This is a genomic window from Proteus columbae, from assembly GCF_009914335.1.
In the GTDB taxonomy this organism is placed as follows: Bacteria; Pseudomonadota; Gammaproteobacteria; order Enterobacterales; family Enterobacteriaceae; genus Proteus.
On sequence record NZ_CP043925.1, the window covers coordinates 1 to 23418 of the forward strand.

15 protein-coding genes and 1 pseudogene are annotated in these 23418 nt (G+C 38.1%); 8 read left to right on the top strand and 8 right to left on the bottom strand.

The window, feature by feature from the left end:
• The 4 genes from dnaA to gyrB are packed head-to-tail and all read left to right on the top strand — an operon-like array spanning nt 1 to nt 6044.
• The gene (dnaA, locus tag F1325_RS00005) at nt 1–1401 is read left to right on the top strand and encodes a chromosomal replication initiator protein DnaA (protein ID WP_100157783.1); all 1401 of its coding nucleotides are present in this window, start codon (nt 1–3) and stop codon (nt 1399–1401) included.
• A 4-nt stretch (nt 1402–1405) separates the two neighbouring features.
• Nucleotides 1406–2509 (top strand): DNA polymerase III subunit beta, encoded by a 1104-nt coding sequence (gene dnaN / locus F1325_RS00010; protein WP_075673270.1) that lies wholly within the window; start codon nt 1406–1408, stop codon nt 2507–2509.
• A gap of 11 nt (nt 2510–2520) precedes the next feature.
• A complete protein-coding gene (gene recF, locus F1325_RS00015; protein WP_160229839.1) occupies nt 2521–3609 on the top strand; it encodes a DNA replication/repair protein RecF in 1089 nt (362 codons plus the stop codon).
• A 20-nt stretch (nt 3610–3629) separates the two neighbouring features.
• Nucleotides 3630–6044, top strand: a complete 2415-nt coding sequence (gene gyrB / locus F1325_RS00020; protein WP_109373359.1) for a DNA topoisomerase (ATP-hydrolyzing) subunit B — start codon at nt 3630–3632, stop codon at nt 6042–6044.
• Nucleotides 6045–6118: 74 nt separating this feature from the next.
• Here the strand turns inward: gyrB and pepT are convergent, their stop codons facing one another.
• From pepT to asd, 3 genes are all read right to left on the bottom strand, one after another.
• The gene (pepT, locus tag F1325_RS00025; protein WP_109373360.1) at nt 6119–7354 is read right to left on the bottom strand and encodes a peptidase T; all 1236 of its coding nucleotides are present in this window, start codon (nt 7352–7354) and stop codon (nt 6119–6121) included.
• Between the two features lie 40 nt (nt 7355–7394).
• The gene (locus F1325_RS00030; protein WP_160229840.1) at nt 7395–8939 is read right to left on the bottom strand and encodes an AbgT family transporter; all 1545 of its coding nucleotides are present in this window, start codon (nt 8937–8939) and stop codon (nt 7395–7397) included.
• Nucleotides 8940–9400: 461 nt separating this feature from the next.
• Nucleotides 9401–10507, bottom strand: a complete 1107-nt coding sequence (asd, locus tag F1325_RS00035) for an aspartate-semialdehyde dehydrogenase (protein WP_100157779.1) — start codon at nt 10505–10507, stop codon at nt 9401–9403.
• Between the two features lie 471 nt (nt 10508–10978).
• On the opposite strand from asd, the gene F1325_RS00040 reads away from it, so the two are divergent.
• On the top strand, nt 10979–11542 hold the full coding sequence (locus tag F1325_RS00040; protein ID WP_109373362.1) for a class I SAM-dependent methyltransferase: 564 nt from the start codon (nt 10979–10981) through the stop codon (nt 11540–11542).
• Between the two features lie 50 nt (nt 11543–11592).
• Here F1325_RS00040 and F1325_RS00045 read toward each other — a convergent pair whose 3' ends face one another.
• Nucleotides 11593–13080, bottom strand: a complete 1488-nt coding sequence (locus tag F1325_RS00045; protein ID WP_160229841.1) for a PLP-dependent aminotransferase family protein — start codon at nt 13078–13080, stop codon at nt 11593–11595.
• 134 nt (nt 13081–13214) lie between these two features.
• Here F1325_RS00045 and F1325_RS00050 point away from each other — a divergent pair, with 134 nt between their 5' ends.
• Nucleotides 13215–13673 carry a GNAT family N-acetyltransferase gene (locus tag F1325_RS00050; RefSeq protein ID WP_160229842.1) on the top strand — a complete coding sequence of 153 codons (459 nt, stop codon included), beginning with the start codon at nt 13215–13217 and terminating at the stop codon, nt 13671–13673.
• Between the two features lie 94 nt (nt 13674–13767).
• Here F1325_RS00050 and F1325_RS00055 read toward each other — a convergent pair whose 3' ends face one another.
• The gene (locus F1325_RS00055; protein ID WP_109373365.1) at nt 13768–14505 is read right to left on the bottom strand and encodes a tetratricopeptide repeat protein; all 738 of its coding nucleotides are present in this window, start codon (nt 14503–14505) and stop codon (nt 13768–13770) included.
• A 108-nt stretch (nt 14506–14613) separates the two neighbouring features.
• Here F1325_RS00055 and murQ point away from each other — a divergent pair, with 108 nt between their 5' ends.
• Nucleotides 14614–15510, top strand: coding sequence for an N-acetylmuramic acid 6-phosphate etherase (gene murQ, locus F1325_RS00060; RefSeq protein WP_109373366.1), 897 nt, complete (start codon nt 14614–14616; stop codon nt 15508–15510).
• Between the two features lie 400 nt (nt 15511–15910).
• A pseudogene (locus tag F1325_RS00065) lies at nt 15911–16155 on the top strand (IS3 family transposase); the annotation flags it as partial.
• Nucleotides 16156–16234: 79 nt separating this feature from the next.
• Here F1325_RS00065 and F1325_RS00070 read toward each other — a convergent pair.
• From F1325_RS00070 to F1325_RS00080, 3 genes are all read right to left on the bottom strand, one after another.
• On the bottom strand, nt 16235–21178 hold the full coding sequence (locus F1325_RS00070) for an RHS repeat domain-containing protein (protein ID WP_160229844.1): 4944 nt from the start codon (nt 21176–21178) through the stop codon (nt 16235–16237).
• A gap of 107 nt (nt 21179–21285) precedes the next feature.
• On the bottom strand, nt 21286–22206 hold the full coding sequence (locus tag F1325_RS00075; RefSeq protein WP_109373370.1) for a transferase: 921 nt from the start codon (nt 22204–22206) through the stop codon (nt 21286–21288).
• 264 nt (nt 22207–22470) lie between these two features.
• Nucleotides 22471–23334: a YicC/YloC family endoribonuclease gene (locus F1325_RS00080; protein ID WP_109373371.1), complete on the bottom strand. Its 864-nt coding sequence runs from the start codon at nt 23332–23334 to the stop codon at nt 22471–22473.
• Between the last annotated feature and the right edge of the window lie 84 nt (nt 23335–23418).

Below are 23418 nucleotides of genomic sequence, written 5' to 3' on the forward strand. Positions count from 1 at the left end.
GTGTCACTTTCGCTTTGGCAGCATTGTCTTGCCCGATTGCAGGATGAGTTACCTGCCACTGAATTTAGTATGTGGATACGTCCCTTGCAGGCAGAACTAAGCGATAATACGCTGGCGCTGTATGCACCTAATCGTTTTGTCTTAGATTGGGTGAGAGAAAAATACATTAATAATATCAACGCATTATTAGTGGATTTTTGTGGCTCTGAAGTCCCTTCTTTACGTTTTGAAGTGGGTAATAAACCCGCATCTGCACGTACTACAGAAAGTATTCCTAAAGCTGTTGTACATCCGACAGTGAATACCGCTCCAACACATAGTCAGCCTGTTCGTCCTAGTTGGGATAATCAACCGGCATCTCAGCTGCCTGAACTCAATTATCGTTCTAACGTTAACCCTAAACATAAGTTTGATAACTTCGTTGAAGGTAAGTCAAACCAGTTAGCAAGAGCAGCGGCAAGACAAGTTGCTGATAACCCAGGTGGAGCTTATAACCCACTCTTTTTATATGGTGGAACAGGGCTTGGTAAAACGCACTTGTTACACGCCGTGGGTAACAGCATTATGGAACGCAAAGCGAATGCAAAAGTCGTGTATATGCATTCTGAACGATTCGTACAAGATATGGTAAAAGCATTACAAAATAATGCGATAGAAGACTTTAAGCGCTATTACCGTTCTGTGGATGCACTATTAATTGATGACATTCAATTTTTCGCCAATAAAGAGCGTTCACAAGAAGAATTTTTTCATACCTTTAACGCATTGTTAGAGGGAAATCAGCAAATTATTTTAACGTCAGACCGTTATCCTAAAGAGATAAATGGTGTTGAAGACAGATTAAAATCACGCTTCGGTTGGGGATTAACGGTTGCTATTGAGCCACCTGAACTTGAAACCCGAGTGGCGATTTTGATGAAAAAAGCGGATGAAAACCAAATTCAGTTACCTGACGAAGTGGCCTTTTTTATTGCTAAAAGACTTCGTTCTAACGTCCGTGAGCTTGAAGGTGCATTAAACCGAGTAATTGCTAACGCAAACTTTACAGGTCGTGCGATTACTATCGACTTTGTACGTGAAGCATTACGTGATCTGCTCGCCTTGCAGGAAAAATTAGTCACTATCGATAATATTCAAAAAACGGTTGCTGAATATTATAAAATTAAAGTTGCTGATTTACTGTCAAAGCGGAGATCCCGATCGGTTGCCCGTCCGAGGCAAATGGCAATGGCGCTGGCGAAGGAATTAACAAACCACAGCTTGCCTGAAATCGGGGATGCCTTTGGTGGTCGTGATCATACAACAGTCCTTCATGCATGCCGAAAAATAGAGCAATTGCGTGAAGAAAGTCATGACATCAAAGAAGATTTTTCTAACTTAATCAGAACATTATCATCCTAGCGCTATGAAATTTATCATTGAACGTGAACAGCTTCTTAAGCCGCTACAACAAGTAAGTGGCCCTTTAGGTGGTCGTCCAACATTACCTATTTTAGGTAACCTATTGCTTAAGGTAACTGAAAATACCTTATCGCTAACGGGGACTGACCTTGAAATGGAGATGGTGGCAAGAGTTAATCTTAGCCAATCTCATGAAATTGGCGCCACAACTGTTCCTGCGCGTAAGTTTTTTGATATTTGGCGTGGGCTACCAGAAGGTGCTGAAATTAGTGTTGAGCTCGATGGTGATCGCCTATTAGTGCGTTCAGGTCGCAGTCGTTTCTCCTTATCAACATTACCTGCATCTGATTTTCCTAATTTAGATGATTGGCAAAGTGAGGTTGAATTTACTTTGCCTCAAGCAACATTAAAACGTCTAATTGAGTCCACTCAATTTTCAATGGCGCATCAAGATGTGCGTTATTACCTCAACGGTATGTTGTTTGAAACTGAAAATACAGAGTTACGCACAGTTGCAACAGATGGACACCGTTTAGCAGTATGTTCAATGGATATTGGGCAATCTTTACCGGGACATTCTGTTATTGTTCCTCGTAAAGGTGTTATTGAATTGATGCGTTTACTTGATGGCGGCGGTGAAAGCTCACTGCAATTGCAAATCGGTAGTAATAATATACGTGCACATGTGGGTGATTTTATTTTCACCTCGAAGTTGGTTGATGGTCGTTTCCCTGACTATCGTCGTGTATTACCGAAAAATCCAACGAAAACAGTGACTGCGGGTTGTGATATTCTTAAACAGGCATTTTCTCGTGCTGCAATTTTATCCAATGAGAAATTCCGTGGTGTGCGTATAAACCTCACCAACGGTCAATTGAAAATTACAGCTAATAACCCTGAGCAAGAAGAAGCAGAAGAGATTGTTGATGTTCAATATCAAGGTGAAGAAATGGAAATTGGCTTTAATGTCAGTTATCTCCTTGATGTACTCAATACATTGAAATGTGAAGAAGTTAAACTTCTACTAACAGATGCTGTTTCAAGTGTTCAAGTAGAGAATGTGGCAAGTTCTGCGGCTGCTTATGTTGTTATGCCAATGCGTTTATAATAGTCACTAACATGATTTTATCCCGTTTATTGATCCGTCATTTTAGAAATATTGAACAGGCGGATCTGCCATTAGCGGATGGCTTTAATTTCCTTGTTGGACCTAACGGGAGTGGTAAAACAAGTATACTTGAAGCGATTTACACGTTAGGCCACGGACGCGCATTTCGTAGTTCTCAAGCTAATCGCGTGATCCAGCATGATGAAAATGAATTTATTCTTCATGGGCGCTTAAGTGGGCTAAATGAAGAGAGCCGTGGCTATGCGATTGGATTAAGTAAAGATCGCGAAGGCAATAGTACAGTTCGTATTGATGGCAGCGATGGTCATAAAATTGCAGAGTTAGCAAAATTGTTACCTATGCAATTAATAACACCTGAAGGCTTTACACTACTGAATGGTGGGCCTAAATATCGTCGTGCTTTTATTGATTGGGGTTGTTTCCATAATGAACCTCGATTTTTTGCTGCATGGTCAGATTTAAAACGTGTATTAAAACAACGTAATGCAGCACTGAGGCAAGCAATGTCTTATCGACAACTGATGCCTTGGGATAAAGAGCTTATCTTATTAACAGAACAGATAAGTGAATGGCGAGCTCAATATACCGAAGATATCGCTAAAGATATTGAAGAAACGTGTCGTCTGTTTTTACCTGAATTTTCGTTGAAAGTTAGCTTTCAACGGGGATGGGATAAAGAAACTGATTATGGTGAGTTGCTAGCACGTCAATTTGAACGTGATAAAATGTTAGCGTATACCTCACTTGGTGCTCATAAGGCGGATTTACGTATTAGAGCAAACGGCACGCCAGTAGAAGATATGTTGTCACGAGGCCAGCTCAAGTTGTTGATGTGTGCTTTGAGGCTGGCACAAGGTGAATATTTCACTCGTAAGAATGGGCAAAGATGCCTGTATCTGCTCGATGATTTTGCTTCCGAATTAGATGCGAGTCGGCGTCAGTTATTAGCCGAGCGTCTAAAGTCTACGCAAGCTCAAGTGTTTGTCAGTGCGATAACACAAGGGCAAGTGAAAGATATGCTAGATGTAAATAGCAGGCTATTTAGCGTAGAACGTGGCAAAATAGAGGTTAAACCATAGGAATAAAGCGAGAAACGTTGATGTCGAATACATATGACTCCTCAAGTATCAAAGTATTAAAAGGGCTGGATGCGGTGCGTAAGCGCCCGGGGATGTATATCGGGGATACAGATGATGGAACCGGTCTGCATCACATGGTCTTCGAGGTGGTCGACAACGCAATCGACGAAGCCCTCGCGGGTTTCTGTGATGAGATAATTGTCACTATCCATTCAGATAACTCCGTCTCTGTTCGAGATGATGGTCGTGGAATTCCAACCGGCATTCACCCAGAAGAGGGTGTCTCAGCAGCAGAGGTTATTATGACCGTTCTGCATGCGGGGGGTAAATTCGATGATAACTCCTATAAAGTCTCTGGTGGACTTCATGGTGTAGGGGTTTCTGTTGTTAATGCGTTGTCTGAAAAACTTGAACTGACAATCCATCGTGATGGAAATATCCATCAACAAATTTATCGTCATGGTGTGCCTGATGATCGCTTAAAAGTGATTGGCGATACTGAAAAATCAGGGACATTTGTACGCTTCTGGCCAAGTCTTGAAACCTTTAAAGGTGAGACTGAATTCCAGTATGAGATCCTAGCAAAACGTCTTCGTGAGTTGTCATTCTTAAACTCAGGCGTTTCTATTCGTTTAATTGATAAACGTGATAACCGAGAAGATCATTTCCACTATGAAGGCGGTATTAAAGCATTCGTTGAATACTTAAGCCGTAACAAAACGCCTATTCATCAAAACGTATTCTATTTCTCAACAGAAAAAGACAATATTGGTGTTGAAGTGGCAATGTTGTGGAATGACGGTTTCCAAGAGAACGTTTATTGCTTTACCAACAATATTCCACAACGTGATGGTGGTACTCACTTAGTTGGTTTCCGTACTGCAATGACACGTACGTTAAACAACTATATGGATAAAGAAGGTTTTAATAAGAAATCGAAAATCAGTGCAACGGGTGATGACGCTCGTGAAGGCTTGATTGCGGTTATCTCTGTTAAAGTCCCAGATCCTAAATTCTCATCACAAACAAAAGATAAACTGGTTTCTTCAGAAGTGAAAACAGCGGTAGAAACGCTGATGAATGAGAAACTGGTGGAATATCTGTTAGAAAACCCAAATGACGCGAAAATCGTTGTCGGCAAAATTATTGATGCTGCTCGTGCGCGTGAAGCTGCACGTAAAGCGCGTGAAATGACTCGTCGTAAAGGCGCATTAGATTTAGGTGGCTTACCGGGTAAATTAGCGGACTGTTCTGAACGTGATCCTGCTTTCTCTGAACTGTATTTAGTGGAAGGGGACTCTGCGGGTGGCTCTGCAAAACAAGGGCGTAACCGTAAAACACAGGCTATTCTTCCGTTAAAAGGTAAAATCCTAAACGTTGAGAAAGCGCGCTTTGATAAAATGTTGGCATCTCAAGAAGTTGCAACGTTAATCACTGCATTAGGTTGTGGTATCGGTCGTGATGAATATAACCCAGATAAACTGCGTTATCACAGCATTATCATCATGACGGATGCGGACGTCGATGGTTCTCACATTCGTACTCTGTTACTGACCTTCTTCTATCGTCAAATGCCAGAAATTATCGAACGTGGTCATATCTTTATTGCTCAGCCACCACTTTACAAAGTGAAGAAAGGTAAACAAGAGCAATACATCAAAGATGATGACGCAATGGACGAGTATCTGATGTCGATCGCTCTTGATGGTGCAGCACTGTATGTGAGCGAACACGCACCCGCAATGCATGGCGAGCAACTTGAAAAACTGGTTGTTGATTACCATGCAGCGCACAAAATTATTCGTCGTATGGAGCGTATCTATCCACTTAGCATGTTAAACAGCTTGGTGTATCACTCAACGCTGACAGAAGATGCGTTATCTGATAAAGCCAAAGTTGAAGAGTGGATGAGTGGCTTGGTTAACCGCTTAAACGAAGCCGAAGATCAAGGCAGTACTTATAGCTACACCATCGCTCAAAATGATGAAAATCGTCTGTTCGAACCTGTATTACGTATTCGTACTTATGGTGTGGATACAGACTACAAATTGGATTATGACTTTATCCACAGTAGCGAATATCAACGCATTACGCATTTAGGTGACATTATCGGTAACCTAATTGAAGAGGGTGCGTTTATTGAGCGAGGTGAACGTCGTCAGCCAATTTCAAGTTTTGAAGAAGCACTTGAGTGGTTAACAAAAGAATCACGTCGTGGTCTTGCTGTACAGCGTTATAAAGGTCTTGGTGAAATGAACCCAGAGCAATTATGGGAAACCACCATGAATCCAGATACACGCCGTATGATGCAAGTCACCGTGAAAGATGCGATCGCAACTGATGAATTATTTACCACCTTAATGGGTGATGCAGTTGAACCTCGTCGTGCCTTTATCGAAGAGAATGCGCTGAAAGCGGCAAATATTGATATCTAGTTTTATTCTAAATTAGATAAAAAAAGCGGAGCTGTGAAAACGGCTCCGCTTTTTTGTTGGCTACAACAATCACACTATCCGCGCTTACCTGCCAAACGGCACAGCATTTCTGTCACTAAATAGCTCTTTTCAAATGAGCTAACAGGTAAAAATTCAAAACGAGAGTGGAAATTCAGTGCACCAGTGAAATAGTTTGGTGTGAGTAATCCTCTTGCTGAAAGCGCAGAGCCATCTGTACCTCCTCGCATTGGGATCACATTAGGTTGAATATTTAATTGTTTTAATGCTTCAAAAATAAGTTCGATAGCGGTGCGATCTTCCCCAATCGAATCACTGATATTGCTATATACATCGACAATCTCATAGTTGATTTGTGCACGAGGATGGCGAGCTTGGATCAAAGCAACAGACTGTTTAATAAACTGTTTACGAGCTTCATAACTTTGTTTATCAAAGTCACGAATAGCCATTTTAATCACCGCATTATCAGGATTGGCTATTAAATCGGTGACATAGAAATAACCTTCACGATGCTCGGTATGCTCTGGTGTATCAAAGCGGTCAAAACAACCAATAAAATCATGAGCAACACGAATTGGGTTTAACAATACATTTTTCGCGGACATTGGGTGCGCAGTAACACCTTTTACAGACACTTTAATTGACGCGGCATTGAAGGTTTCATACACCACTTCACCTAATGCACAACAATCAATAGTGTAAGCAAAATCAACGTTAAAGCGAGATAAATCCATCAGTTTAGAACCGCGTAATCCAATTTCTTCATCGGGTACAAACGCGACATAGATATCGCCACAATCAAAATCAGCTTGTTGCAGTTTATCCATTAATTCCATCACAACGGTGATCGCCGCTTTATTATCAGCCCCTAATACACTTGTGCCATCACTGAAAATAATCTCTTCACCGATATAAGGCACAGCTTCAGGGTGTTCTTGAGCTTTAAACCAGATATCTTTCTCTTTATTTAAGCAGAGATCTTTACCTTCATAACGTAGTGTTTGAGGGTGAATATTGGGTGATATTCCCACATCAACCGTGTCAAGGTGAGCAACAAAACCCACTTTAGGCGCATTGGGATTATTACCTGGTCTCATCGCATATAAAATGGCATGAGAGTCGATATAAATATCTTTTAATCCGTAAGTTTCTAGTTCTTTAGCCAGTAACTTTGCTAGCTCAAGTTGCCCTTGTGTGCTGGGTACCACAGAAGCAGATGCATCACTTTGGCTTTCAACTGCCAGATAACGGAAGAAACGCTGTTCTAACTTTTTACCTAGGGTGTTCATTATAATGTTGTTCCTAATACTGTTATTTTATAAGAATGATTTATGCAGGTTGCCATGTATATCCACTGTCAAAACCAAGAGGGATATCTAATTCCCAAAAGATAAACAGTGTGGTAGTTAATACAATAAGCAAGCCAATAGTAAAGGGGATCATCATTGAGCATAGTGTACCGATACCTGCACCTTTATAGTATTTTTGGCAATACATCAAAATCAGTGGATAGAATGGGAACATTGGTGTGCTCACATTCATTGCAGAATCACTAACTCGGAACGCGGCTTGCGTTAATTCAGGTGAAATTCCGACAGCCATTAACATGGGGACTAATACTGGTGCAATAACAGCCCATTTTGATGTTGCTGAGGTGATCATGATATTTAAAATCGCAGTCAGCAAAATTACCCCTAATACCGTCATACCTGAAGGCATATTAAGTGTACGCAGTAATTCCGCACCTGATAATGCTAATAGTGTACCTAAATTTGAGTGCTGAAAAGAGTAAAGAAATTGAGCCGCAAAAAAGGCGAAAACGATAAATGGGATCAGTGATTTGGTGATATTTTCCATTGCTTTGACAATATCTTTTGTAGACGCAAAAGACTTTGTCATATAGCCATAAATTAAACCGGGTACAGAAAAGAAGATAAACAGTAAAGGCACCACAATTTGCATAATTGGGGCTTTAGGGCTGGTTAAACTGCCTTCTGGTGAACGTAATGGTGACGTTTCTGGTAATAACAGTGCAAATAAACCAATTCCCATCAGCACAACTGCCCAACCTGCAAAACGGAATGCTCGTTTTTCTATTGGTGTGATTTCACCTAACTCTGCATCTTTGGTATCAATACCAGAAGAGATAGGGCAGTTTTTATTTAACCAAGGCTCTACAATTTTTTCAGTGATATACCAACAAGTTAAAATAACGCCAAATGTTCCACCTACGCTAAAAAAGTAGTTACATAAAACGTTAACGCTATATCCTGGAGCCATAATTTGCGCTGCTTCTTGAGTAAAGCTTTGCATTATTGGATCAATAATTGACGGTGTATAACTAGCTGTAAACCCACCCGCTAAACCTGCAAATGAGGCAGCGATACCTGCTAAAGGATGACGACCACTGGCATAGAACATCATCGCAGAGACTGGCATAAGAATAACGTAAGCGGAGTCGGAAGCTAAGTGAGCAACAATACCAACAAAAACAACCGTCGTTGTCAGCATTTTAGGAGAAATAAACGAAAGCATTTTTTTTAGAGCAGTTTTAATAAAGCCGCTGCTTTCTGCAATACCAATTCCTAATGTTGCAACAATCGTGATCCCAAGTGGAGGAAAGCTAATGAAATTTTTCACTGCACTTGTCACAAATAATATGATTTCTTCATATTGAAACATATTAATAACGGCGATTTTCTCTTTAGTAACAGGGTGGAAATAATCAAAATGCACAAAAGAGAGAAAGAATGAAAATATCCAGCAGATTATTAAGGCGTAAACGAACAACATCGTAACATCAGGCATGATATTACCAATGCGCTCGACTCGGTTTAAAAAGCCTTTTTTATTGGGTTGTGTTTGTGTTGTCATATTTATAATGCATCTTTTTATAAAAGTAATAAAAATCACCTTAAATAAATGACAATAAAAAGTAAATTTATTTTTAAATAATAAGTAGTTACCGAGGTTCATATGAAAGAAAGAGAAAAGGAATAATATATTAGAAATTATTATATTTAGATTTTTGGCATCATTATTTTTCAGTTGTTAAAAAATGCTTTATTTATTTTTACACTCTGTTTTGAATAAAAATAGGTGGATTGTGCTGAATAATCAGCCTGAATTCTTTAGAGTTATTTTTGAAATTATTGTAGAAAACTTGTTTTATAAAGATCTATAAAATTAAAAATAAATAAAATAAGAAAAATTAAAAAATAGTTTTATGAGAAAAAGGTGTGAGGAAAATAAGAAATGAAGCTAATAACTATTGAGAATAAGAATATCAACCATTTCTATTTTCTTAAAATGGCCGATATTCTAAAGAATGAATTTTAACGCAGAATATTCAACATACGACGTAAAGGCTCTGCGGCACCCCATAACAGCTGGTCACCCACTGTAAAGGCTGAAATAAATTCAGGGCCCATATTTAGTTTACGAATACGGCCTACTGGTGTGCTCAATGTACCTGTGACTGCTGCTGGTGTTAATTCACGCATAGTTAATTCACGATCATTAGGAATGACTTTTACCCAATCATTATGGCTTGCGAGTAACTGTTCAATCTCTGCAACAGGTAAGTCTTTTTTCAGTTTTAAGGTGAATGCTTGGCTATGGCAACGTAATGCACCAATACGAACACAAAGACCATCCACAGGAATGATATTAGAACCTGTATTTAGGATCTTGTTGGTTTCAGCTTGCCCTTTCCACTCTTCACGGCTTTGACCGTTTTCTAGTTGTTTATCAATCCAAGGGATCAAACTACCTGCAAGAGGAACACCAAATTGTTCGGTAGGCATTGTACCGCTGCGCGTAAAGTTAGTGACTTTACGTTCAATATCTAATATTGCAGATGCTGGGTTTTCTAGCTCTTTAACCACTTGATTATGTAAAGAACCCATCTGTGACAGTAGCTCTCTCATATGACGAGCACCAGCCCCAGACGCCGCTTGATAAGTAGATACGCTTGCCCATTCCACTAGATTGTTAGCAAACAGACCACCTAATGACATTAGCATTAAACTGACGGTGCAATTACCACCGACAAAGGCTTTAATGCCTTTATTTAAGCTATCTTGAATATGCTGCCCATTAACAGGATCGAGAATAATCACTGCATCATCATTCATACGCAGTGCTGATGCTGCATCAATCCAGTAACCTTGCCAACCGGCTTGGCGTAGTTTGGGATAGATTTCATTGGTGTAGTCACCACCTTGGCAACTAATAATAATATCGAGTGATGCTAAGGTATCAATGTCATAAGCATCTTGCAGAGTACTACGGTGATTACCATAAGCAGGTGCTGCTTCACCTAATTGAGATGTGGTGAAGAAAACAGGGTTTATCCCATCAAAATCACGTTCTTCAACCATTCTTTGCATTAAAACGGAGCCGACCATACCACGCCAGCCCACAAAACCAACATTTTTCATTGTAATTACCCTGTCTTTGTCTGTAGGAATAGTGAGAGACCTCACACTAACCTGACAAAATATAGAGATAGGTGCAAGTGAATTTATTGATTATTTGCCAAAGAATTAGAAGCGTTTCTTATAGTCTGCATAGAGTTAACAAAAGGAAACCACAGAACGAACAAATATCAATAATTTGTTAAAAGCAAAATGGATGAGTCATTAAAATGTAAGAATATTCTGTTATTTCTTATTTCATTTTTTTAATAAATAAAAATATATTCTTGTTTAAGAAAATAGAGTAAAAATAGAAAAATGTAAAATAGTGTAATATATAAGAAAAACGTATTTACTTAGATATGGCTCCAAGCTTTATACTGAAAAACGTTATCCAAGAGATGACATAAATTCATAAATAAAAAATAACGATGAATATTCTTCATTTTATCTGATTTTTATTTTACCTTGATAAAAAGGTTTTAGGAGGCGCAAATGGATATATCTACATTCATTCCATTATCTACGTATTACTCATATTTAAAGCGGTTTGTGATTTCACCAACCACAATGGGTACTATCGCACCTTCATCTCGTTGGTTATGTTATGAAATGCTGGATAAACTCAACTGGCATCAAGATGTTCAAATTGCAGAATTAGGCGCGGGTACTGGCGTTATTACGCATCAAATTCTAAAAAGAATGTCTGCACATTCATCGTTGGATGTCTTTGAAATAGAACCGAGTTTCGCCACTGAACTGCGTAAAATTGATGATAAACGCTTAAGGATTTATACCACATCAGCAGAGAAATTAGATAGTCATTATAATATGATTATTTCAGGGCTTCCTTTTCTATCTATTAATCGAAAATTAGGATTAAAAATCTTAAAACGGGTTCATAGTGAGTTATTAAAAACACAGGGTTGCTTTGTTCTTTTCCAATATACAACTCGATATGAAAAGACATTATCTCGTTATTTTCATTTGGAAAAAAGACGTGTAATACGAAATGTTCCTCCTGCTTGGGTTTATTATTGCACACCAAAAATAAAATAGGGTGAATATAAAGCTTATCCGATTTTTATATTGTAAATAATCAATATTATTTATTCAGATAAAACTTGAGCAAGTCGCGTAATACTGTTTTCAATTTCGGTAGAATTATGAGCTGCATATCCTAATAATACGCCCTGTTTAGGATAAGCTTGCATGCAGTAACGTGATAAAGGCTGTATAGCTAAGCCAATTTCTTGCCCTTTTTTAACAATATATTCTTCTGTGTAGCCAGCCAGTAGCCAGCAGACAATATGGATCCCAGAGTCTGTCGGTTCAACACAGAAAACATGAGATAAATGTGTTTTTATGGCATTAGTCAATACTTGATAACGTTCATAGCAGGCTTTTCGTATTCGTCGAACATGGCGTGCATAATGACCTTGAGAAATAAACAGCGCTAATGTTGCTTGCTCTAAAAAGCCTGAGTGAGAGTCGGTGTAGTATTTAGCGACTTTAAAAGCGTCAACTAAAGTTTGAGGCACGACTAAAAAGCCTAAACGAAACCCGGGATACATCATTTTTGAAAATGTACCGGCATAAATAACGCGCTGGTATTTATCTAAACCTTGTAGAGATTGAATGGGTTTGGAGTGATAGCGAAATTCGCTATTGTAGTCATCTTCAAAGATCCACACATTATGGGATGATGCCCACTCTAATAACGCAATACGGCGTGAAAGTGAGAGGGTATTACCTAAAGGGAATTGATGTGAAGGTGTTGTAAAAACAAGTTTTGCTTCAGGACACTGCTCTATTCCTTGAAAAATATCCATTCCATCAATATCTGAATTTATTGGGTGTGATTTTATACCATAAGATGTGAAGATCCCTCGTGCGCTGTCATAACCAGGATCATCTAACCAAACGGCATCGCCTTCTTTTAATAATACTCTGGTGGTGAGGTTAATCGCTTGCTGTGTTCCATTTACAATAATGATTTGTTCAGGTTGGCAATAAAGACCACGAGTTGATTGCATATATTGGCATATCATCTCTTTTAATGGGGTATAGCCTGTTGGCGAATTAAATGTTGCGAGTGCTTTTTTTGATTGCCGCCAAACACGCCCTAATAATCTTCCCCAAAGTTCATGTGGAAAAAGATCAACACATCCGACTCCGACGTGAAAAATAGGGTTACTGTTTATATTGGGTTGCGATTGTTGCCAAAAATCCTGTGCTTTTTGCATATTCGGATTTAGCGTTTCTAACGGATTTTCTATTAACAAAGAAGAGGCTGGATTGGTTGTTTTAGCCCACTTATCAGAAATAATGGCATCAGGGATTGTACTTGCAACAAAAGTACCTGCACCGCGTCGAGTAAATAAATAACCTTCATCAATTAAACGTTCAAATCCTGCAATAACAGAATTACGGGAAATCGACATCATTTCAGCTAAGGTACGGCTTGATGGTAAGCGACTACCAGAAGATAAACGCCCATCTAAAATAGCTTTTCTAATCGCGTGATAAATCTGAGAACCAATAGGTCCTTCCTCTAAAACAAGGTTAGGAAAATAAGCTGTTTTTTTCTGTTTCATAAAGTGGATCCTATAAAAACACAAAAAGTGTACCTTATTGAGAACCAAAATTAAACGTACCATGGCAACGATTAAAGGCAGGGTGATACCTCCTTTTGTTTATACCGTTTATAAAAGTAGAAGGAAGCAAAGAGATGAGCACAACACCAATAACTGTTTCAATTCAGTTTGTTGAACAAGCGCATTATGCTCAATGGTTGCCACATTGGTTAAGTTATCAAGTATTTTATAAAGTTGAGTTATCAGAAGAAATTACATTAAAAACATGGGCACGTTTTTTTGATGAAAAAGAGCCTGTTTATTGTGCCGTAGCGATGGAAGGTGAAAAGGTATTGGGTTTTGTTCATTACCTTTTTCATCGTTCAACATGGGCTGAAAGTGATTTTTGTTATTTAGAAGATTTATTTGTTTCACCAGATATACGCGGCCGCCACGTAGGTAAGCAACTTATTGAGTTTGTTAATCAACAAGCAAAACAGCGTGATTGTGCTCGTTTATATTGGCATACACAGGAAACCAACTTACGCGGTCAACGTTTATATAACTGGGTGGCAGAAAAACCAGGTGTGATTGAATACCGTATGGCGCTGTAAAAGAACGTTAGATAGAGCCGATAGGGTATAAAAGAGATGGCAATATTTACCATCTCTTTTCTGAGTTAGGGTTATTTATTAGATTAAATTTCAGTTAGTTAAACGCTTGTTGGCAATAGAATTCATTGCCAACTTTTTTTGCTTCTTCACAAGCCTGTTTCATTAGTTCGTCAGCTTTTTGCTTATTTGGTTCGATAATATGATATTGACCAGAGAACATAAAAGAGGCCATTGCTTGAGCAAATCCTTCAAAAGTTATTTCGTTGGCTTTTGCAAACCACATATTCGCTTTTTCAGTATCTACAGGGACATTACCTACTCCGCTATAAAGAACACCTAACCAAATCGGCGCATAAACAAGTTCAGGTTGATGCGTTGCTGCGGCTTCTTCTAATAATGCAATTGCTTTTTTATAATCGGTTTCACCAGATAAAGGTGCTATCAGGGCTGTTGCCAGACTGATTTTTCCTCTTATGCTTCCTTTATTCGCTGCGGTTGTTGCTAACTTTCTTGCATCAACATAATGATTTTTAAAATAAGGGTCAGTATTAAATAAATAGAGATCAGCAAGTAGTGCGTAGGCATCGGCATAATTATTTTTTATGGCTTCATTAGCCCACAGTTGTGCATTAAAGAGATTTTTTTCTACACCCGTTCCCATTAAATACATTTCAGCCAATTGATATTGAGCTTGTGCATTATGGTTTAGTGCTTCTGTGCGGGTTTGTTCAAACACTCTTTTTTCTTGTTCTTCAAAATTAGCATGCAAAGAAAAAGAGAAGAAAAGGGTCATTAAACTGATAAAGGTCGAAATAGATTTAATAAATGTCATGTAGAGTACCGTTTGTAATGATTTTGAAAATCTTACCAATAATAATGGTATAAAAGCAGTTTATTTCTTCGACTTAATCAAACAAATAACAATATTGGGAGAGCGATAATGGCGATTGACCTTAGCAATCTTGTCACTGAAAGTAGAAATCATAACAGTGAAAATATAGACACACTTTCAACATTCGATATGCTAAAAGTCATCAATAATGAAGATAAAAAAGTGCCATTAGCAGTCGAGAAAGCGTTACCTGAAATTGCTCAATTAGTTGATAAAGTTGCAATTGCTTTTTCTCAAGGTGGTCGCCTTATTTATTGCGGAGCAGGTACATCGGGACGATTAGGGATTTTAGATGCCAGTGAATGCCCTCCAACTTATGGTACACCTCATGATATGGTGATTGGTTTAATTGCTGGTGGACACAAAGCTATTTTACAAGCTGTCGAGAATGCAGAAGATAATATTCAATTAGGTGAACAAGATTTACGCCAACTTAATTTTAATGAAAAAGATGTATTAGTGGGTATTGCTGCGAGCGGCAGAACCCCTTATGTCATTGGTGCTTTAAATTATGCAAAATCATTAGGGGCGACAACAGGTGCCATTAGCTGTAATCCTGAAAGCCCTATTGCACAAATTGCAGATATCGCTATTACACCGATTGTGGGAGCTGAGGTGGTCACAGGATCATCACGAATGAAAGCGGGCACAGCACAAAAGCTTATCTTAAATATGATAACAACGGCTGCGATGATAAAAATCGGCAAAGTGTTTGGTAATTTGATGGTGGATGTTGAAGCGACCAATGCCAAGCTTGTTGAGCGCCAAGTTCGTATTGTGATGCAAGCAACAGAGTGTGAAAGAGCTATTGCTGAACAAGCGTTATCACAATGTCAGCGTCACTGTAAAACGGCAATTTTGATGATCTTAGCAAACGTAGATGCACAGCAAGCTGCACAGATGCTTAATCAAAATAAAGGGTTTATTAGAAAGGCGTTGGAATAGTGTAATGCTACAATTTAATGTTCTCTATAAAGTACTATTATTGACATCCTCCTCGCCCTATGAACTGCATCCCAAAAGTTGGACTCTTTTAGTCTAATTTGAAGGGTGCTTTTTTATGTTAAAACATACTCTAGAGTTTAAATTTGAAATTATTCAGGCTTACCTAAATGATGAAGGGCCACCTAAAATACTCAGTAAAAGGTTTAAAATTAATCATGCCATAATCCGCCTATGGATTGAAAATTATCGATTACACGGGTTAGGTGACTTAAAAGTTAAAACGTCAAAACAAGTTTATTCTCCCGAGTTCAAATTTCATGCAGTTCAAATGATCCTCAATGGGACATCTCTACATGAAGTTTGCAGACAACTTGATATCAGCGATAGATCAAGGGGGTAGTATCAAATGGCTCATTATCAACAACAGCTACAGGAAAGGGGCTTACAACAAAGCATGTCACGAAAAGGGAATCGTTTAGATAATGCGTCAATGGAAAGCTTTTTCGGGATACTTAACTCTGAGTGTTTTCATGGAAAAGGATTTAAATCGGTTGATGAATTAGAGCAGACCGTGAAAGAATCAAGGTTAAATTGAAAGGACTCAGCCCTGTAGAGCACAGAACTCAGTCCTTGAAAGCTGCTTAATGAACAGTCCAACTTTATGGGGGTACTTCAGAAAGACAGGGTTTTACTGCATACCTGATAAGTGAATATAAACAATGAGTCAGAGTGGAAAATCGAACCATTTCCCCTTATGGCGAAATCGAGTAATATATTCTTTGGGTATTGGTGTTACAAAGGTCGCTTCTACGGTTCTTGCGGGTAGCATAGCGACAAAATTTGAAGTATCAACTGTTTCCCCATCAAGTAGTAAACGTGGAGAAGCTACATTTTTTCGAAATTTTAGCGTTTCAGTTCCAAGTACCTGAGCTGTGATATTTTGCTCATGCATTTTAGGAATTTTAATTTCATATAAATAATCACGAGAATCAGCATAACCCCCAGCCGCCATATCTGTACCGAAAGAGATATAATCTCGGTTAGGGCTACGGACATGGGCTTGTGAGTGTTCTGTAGCATTTTTACTAAATTCAGATTTGAAGCGCTGTAATATTTCTGCGGGTGTGTCTTGGCTCCAAGGTTTGAACCCTCCTGCTTCACTTATTTTATTGGGTGCCCGATTTTCACCTCGATAAAATGCCATTGCATCTTCTACTACGGCCCACTTTTTCGCAGCCGCAGTCGCACCGCGACCCGATAATCCTGTGTCTAGAATATTTCCAATACGAGCTCTGAAGCCTGAAGTTGCTCTGTTTAGCCCCATTAGGGCACCACGACCCACCGCCTCACTGATACCTGCAATACCTGTGCCTAAAGAAACCCAGCCAAGAACAGACGATGCTTCAAGATTACTATCAGAAATAGCACCGCTGACAATACTTGTAATATCGGAAACAACACCCAGAGCCCCTACAGCTAAAGTAATTGCAGAGGTTGAGCTAAGCGCTGCCGCCACACTGCCAGCTGCAATAATTGAAGCGCCTGCTGTGAAGATAGAGAAAATTAATCCTAACGCACCCAATACAATTCCTGTAATAGCGTTGCCACTTAAATGACCACTGGGATCTAATCGGTTGATTGGATCGCCAGCACAATAGGCATAAGGGTTAATACCGCCCGCATCAAAGGGGCTGAGACTATCAGGGCTAATAAACCTCATTAGTTGAGGATTGTACGTTCGATACCCATTCCCCAGATGATAATTGCCACTAAGTGGATCACGACGCTCACCATTAAAGCCGGGTAGCCATAAATCACTACGACTATAACCGTAAGGGCTCCATTGGCTCAGTGTTCCATTATCTTGAGATGTGTCTCGTGACCAAAGTAGGCTGGCATGGCTATCTGTGGCAGTGAGTATGAGATTGTTTTCTGTTGCAGCACCCAAACAATGATGGCCTAGTTTGATTAATCGATTATTAATAGACTTAGATGTCATTAATTCGTTTACAAGCTCATCTCCCCGGTAATAGAGTGCTCTACTATCTGTGTCATCAATATTTTGTATGGCTAGACGATTTAATGCATCATAACTATATGTACTATTTTTTCCGTTCGGGTTACTGATGATTTTAAGTCGACCAATTGCGTCATAATGTAATGTATTATCTATTTCATCTTTAATCATACGTCCATTAGCATCATAACTGAGTGAAATATTAGCTGGATAATTGGCGTGTGTATGCGTTATCGATGAGAGTTGAGTGGGATCTTTATCATTTTGATAATGATAGTGAGCACTGTCTATAGTGTTATCTTTGTGGGTTGTGTCTACCTGAACAAGGTTATTAAGAGCATCATAAGAATAGATTTGTTTTGAGAGTAAATTACCATACGGCGTGGTTGGAAGCTCACTCCCTATTGCTTCGTAACTGAGTAAGCGATTGCGTAGATCGTAGTCATAATGTTCTGTACAGACAGTGGTGCCATTTTTTTGGGTTACACGATTGGCAAGTTGATCGTTTTCCAACCATGTTTGAGATATTACTATTTTCATACCGGAATTATCGGTTATAGTACGTGAGATCTCTCTGCCAAAATCATCATAAAAGAGCTGTGTTTTTAGGTTAGCTGCTGTTGTAGGATCAGAAACAGTTAGGGTGCTGAGATCCCCTAATGCGTTGTAGTTGATTTGAGTTTTTAATGCATTATCAGCAACTTCAATAAGTTGACCAAATGCATTTCTGTTGTAGCGCGTTTGAGCACTTGTGATATCGTTAAATGCGGTATTGCTGCCGAGTAATGTCCATTGGTAATCGCTTTTTTTAGCACCAGTTAAATTACTTGTGACGGTTTCTGTTTTTAATGTTCCTGAAGGATGCCAAGCCAATAGTGTATTAACGCTATTGGACTCGTCTGCATCTAACAGCCGGCCATTACGTGCATTATAAGAGAACTTTTGTTTAACGTCATTTGAGCTAAGGGAAAGTATGGCATTATCCAATTCAGGCACGTATGTCATAAGGATTTTTTCTTGTGCCGGTGTTGTCACATTATCTGGTACAGGGGAGGCTTTTTGATAGGTATAATCAGTTACCCTCCCTCCGCTTATACTTTTTACTACGCGTCCTAAACTATCAAATATTTGAGTACCTAGCGTCCAAGTTTCATTCTCTCTTTTTGAATTATTTCCCGTTACTTTTATGGATGTGATTTGTTCACCCTTTAAAAAAGGGGCGTAAGTGCGAGTGACTATGCTACCATCAGCTGCTGTTTGGGTAACAACGCGATCATAAGCGTCATAGGTACGTAGTGTGACGTGACCCAGCTCGTCTTCTTCCCTGCATAAGCGTCCCCATCCGTCATAATCATACTTACGTGTCCCTTTAATATTCTCTTGTTGGTCTTTGAGTGTAATATGTAGAGGTCGAGAGTTAATATCATAAGTTGTTTGAGTACTACCGCTATATATTTCTTGTCCATCTTGAGTGCCACTTTGTTTTAATATTTTTGTGAGATAGATGACATCAATATTTTGCCAACGTGTTCTACCATCAGTGGAGGATGCCTTGGTTATTTGACCCCAATTATCGTAACAGTAAGCATTACTTATTGTGTACTGTTTATTGCTTTGATTTTCTTCTAACTGCCAGTCACTACTGGTTTCTGAACTTATTTCATTCAATAAATTATAATTATAAGATTGAACTTCATACCAGATAGTAGGGGTATTGCTATTTGCTCGTAATTTACGAATGATTCGACCTAAACCGTCAAAAAAAATTTTTGACTTATTTCCTTGTCCATCGGTTTCTATGCACGTTATATTCTTATTTTGGTCAATGAGATAATGCCAAGTACTGGTATTTTCATATTCTGTTCCTTGGGATAAAGTTTTACTAATAATTCGCCCCATACAATCATATTGATAATTAGTGTTAATACCTTGAGCATCTGTTTTTGTGTAAAGTAAACCACTAAATAGTGATTGAACACGAGTGAGTTCACTACTTAAGCCGTCATAACCAATAAGTTTAGCTGTTTGTGTGATTAAGTTATTGTTTATTCGCGTACTAAAATATTGGGTATTAATATAGACGTTATCTTCATTTTCTAAGTCATATACTTCTTCTTTAATGATCGTTACTCGACCAAAGCTAATATCGTCTAGTGTTGAGTTTAAGGTGTAAAATTGCCGTGATAATAGTTTGTTATCACTATAAAAACATTTTTTCTCTTGTACGATATATTCAGTATTGCCGAGTTTTTGGTAACTAAACTGAATGACACGTATTGGTGTGAGATAAGGTGTTTTCGGTGGTATGAGTGTTTGTTGTTTCATATATTTTACAAAACCATTGGGGGTTGGTGGACAATTTTCTTCCCCTTCAGCTGCATACCAAAGTGTTTGGATTTCTGAGCCATCTGAATATTGTTCTTTAATCGGGTTGCCCCAGATATCAAATTCGGTTTTTGTTATCTCCTCACGACTCTGTTCTTCAGCAGGTTTGCTGAGGTCGGTATATTGAGTTGTTGTTTGTTTTGGTAACTGAAATTGCTCTGGTTGTTGATCAAAAGGCATACCTATCATTGCGTAATATTCCGTTTTTACGCTGTGTATACAGGTTCCTCTCTGGATCTTCTCTTCTGTGATCAAATGGAAATTGTTATAGTGACGAGTAATAGTAATATTTTCACTCTCTCCTATTTGAGTTTCAGTTGAACCATATTGATAATCAGTCAAAATAGCATAGGCGTTGTCACGGTTAGGAGAGAAATTAACGCCACTTGCAAACCCTAAATAGTTAGTGCTGGTATATTCATATGTAGTAACTTGTGCTTTCTGTTCGTTACCAGGGTCAAGAATATATTTTATTACAGCAGGAAGAGCGGGAATGGCATCTTCAGGAAAACGCATGATATTATTTTGATAAGTTATGGTTTCCGTTAATCCTGAAGGATAAATAATACTCTCAACAAAACCATTTATATTATATGAAATATCCCATTTGTAATCGTTATTTATATAAACTATTTTTTTCAGAAAGCCATTAAATAATTGGCAGTGTAAAAGACGTTCTTCTGAAGTTTCTGAGAATAGTGTTAATGCAGGAATATTTAGATCGTCATAATTGATGTTAATTAGCTCCCCATTTTGATCTTCTATACTTGATAGCCTATTTATTCCTTTAAATATCCAATTGAAATTAACTTGATGGCCTAGAGGGGAATGTATTGAGATCACATTTTTTATTTCTCTACCAGAATTAGTACCCTCTAAAATCTCAACTACGCCTGATTTGTAAGTAATAATATAATTCTCATTAGTTCGTTCTATTTTAAATGTTTTTAATTTTCGTTGTTCAACCTCTATACCTTGTGGATTTTCTTTGATGCGATAGGTTTCACCATTGGATAAATACAGTATTTTATTTAGTGCATCATAATAGGTTAGTGAGAAAGAAATACCTTTGCCAAAACCGATATTATCAGTGTTAAGTTGATTGTAATTTAATGAAAGATTAATTTCTGGACCTAAATTCCCATTTGCCACGATGTTTATGATGGGAAAAGAGAATGAATATAATCCAGTACGAGGATCTACTCCCCCAAGTGAAGCGCTGAAAAAATTATGACTTTGTGTAAAATATTCTGATTTTTGTGTCATTGTATAAAACTCCATTAATATTATTGGGTTGCAGGTGAAGTTAGCCTCTGTGCATAAGTGAGAGGCTAATTTTTTCAAAGATGGGATTTATTTAAATAGGTAATGAATCAAACAATAACGTTAAAAGATATTTGATTATCACCGTTTGATGTAACATTGATATCAGCTCTGTTTCCGTATTGGTCATGTAAGAAGAAATGTAAAGATTTTTTCCATTCGCTGTAGGACCATAGAGCACCATGCCATACCCGATAAGACCAGAAGCAGATCCCCGTTTCTTCATGATTTTTCGATGTTACGGTAATGGACCATGAAGAGGAAAAGGTAAATTTTTTTGTATAAGTGGCAGATACATCACGTTTTATCGATGAGTCAGTTGAGGTGCAGCAACCTTTATAATTTCCTGTTTGTTTATAGTGAAACCAGTAGCCTTTGTCACATAGCGCATCATGCGTTATTGTATTTTGTGCTGTTTTAAATCGAACATAATATTTTTTTAAAACACAGTTATAACCACCAAAATCACTCTCATTTTTTGTCACAATATCCAAATCATCATTATTAAATATTCTCTGAGGTTGGATGTTTAAAGAGATAAAATCAGGGGTGGCATTATTATTGTTATTAATAGTTGAGGTTGTATATTCAGTATCACCAACCATAACACTCACGGATACTTTGAGTGGGGACTCTGAAACCTTAGGTACGGAGAGATAACAAAGGCAACTACTAGCCGCGCTGGAGTATGTTATTGGTTTGGGAATTGGATATGCATATGCTCCTTCTTTATCGGATACTTCCAAAATACTATTTGGAATGGCCTCATTTTTATAGTCAACTAATTTGATGTGTTTGTATATTTCTTCATTAGATAAAATAATTGAATTATTTTTTGCATCTCTAGCCTCTATAATTATATTAATAGGGACTTGATGAGCTTTATTGGCATAAATAGATGTGGATTTCTCACCGTTAGAGATGTAAATATTTAATTTATATATTGTTTTTATATCACTCCATGTATTCATAGATAACCTCGCTATATTTATTAGTCAATTTTTTTCGATATATAGATATTATCTTTATTTTTCCTTTTTATCATAACACGCAAAAAAAACATTAATTATATTAATGCATATTATGGCGCTTATAATATTTATGTGTTGGTTTTTCTTATAACCCATTAAACAATAAGTAAGAGTTATTGGCGCTTATATCAAATAGAGACAAAAAAGCCAGCTAATACAAGGTATTGGCTGGCTTAATGATGGGCTGTAAACCGCTAAGAAATCTTATTCAATATTTTGGATCTGCTCGCGCATTTGTTCAATTAAAACTTTTAATTCAATGGCTGAATTGGTGACTTCAGTATTAATTGATTTTGAGGCTAATGTGTTGGATTCACGGTTAAATTCTTGCATCATAAAGTCAAGACGACGACCTACCGCTTCTTTTTTAACAAGAATTTTGCGCGTTTCTTTAACGTGAGCTTCTAATCTATCCAACTCTTCTGCGACATCTAAGCGTTGCGCTAACATCACTAACTCTTGTTCTAAACGATTATTATCAATTTGAACCTGTGCTTCTTCTAATTTGCTGGTTAAGCGTTCGCGTTGCCATTGTAAAATTTCTGGCATTTGAGCTCTTACTTTAACGACTTCTGCGCTAACCGCATCTAAACGTTGCTCGATAAGTTCTTTGAGTGATTGTCCTTCGGCTTCACGACTAGCAATAAAAGCATCGATTGCTAGATCTAATTCGGATAAAAGTTCAGTACCAATCGCATCTAAGTCTTGCTCTTGTGCTGAAATCACACCCGGCCAACGTAAAATATCAAAAGGGCTGATAGTGCCTTCATGGCTATGGCTTTTTACCCAATTGGCAGAAACAATCAGTTGTTTTGCGAGATTCTCATCAAGATTTAATTCACCTTGAAAGCGAGCATTAAGATCAAAACGTAAGTTACATTCAATTTTACCGCGCGTTAAGCGATTACGTAGACGTTCACGAATAACAGGCTCTAAACTACGTAATTGCTCAGGTAAACGAATATAAGTTTCAAGGTAGCGCTGGTTTACGGAACGCAGTTCCCAAGCGGCAGTGCCCCAGTCTTTTTTGATGTCTCGGCGAGCAAAAGCGGTCATGCTACGGATCATAATAGGGTCTCAATAATGTAAAAGATGATATGATTATAACCCTATGCATCAATACAAGGATAGGCATAAGCCATTTTAGGTCGT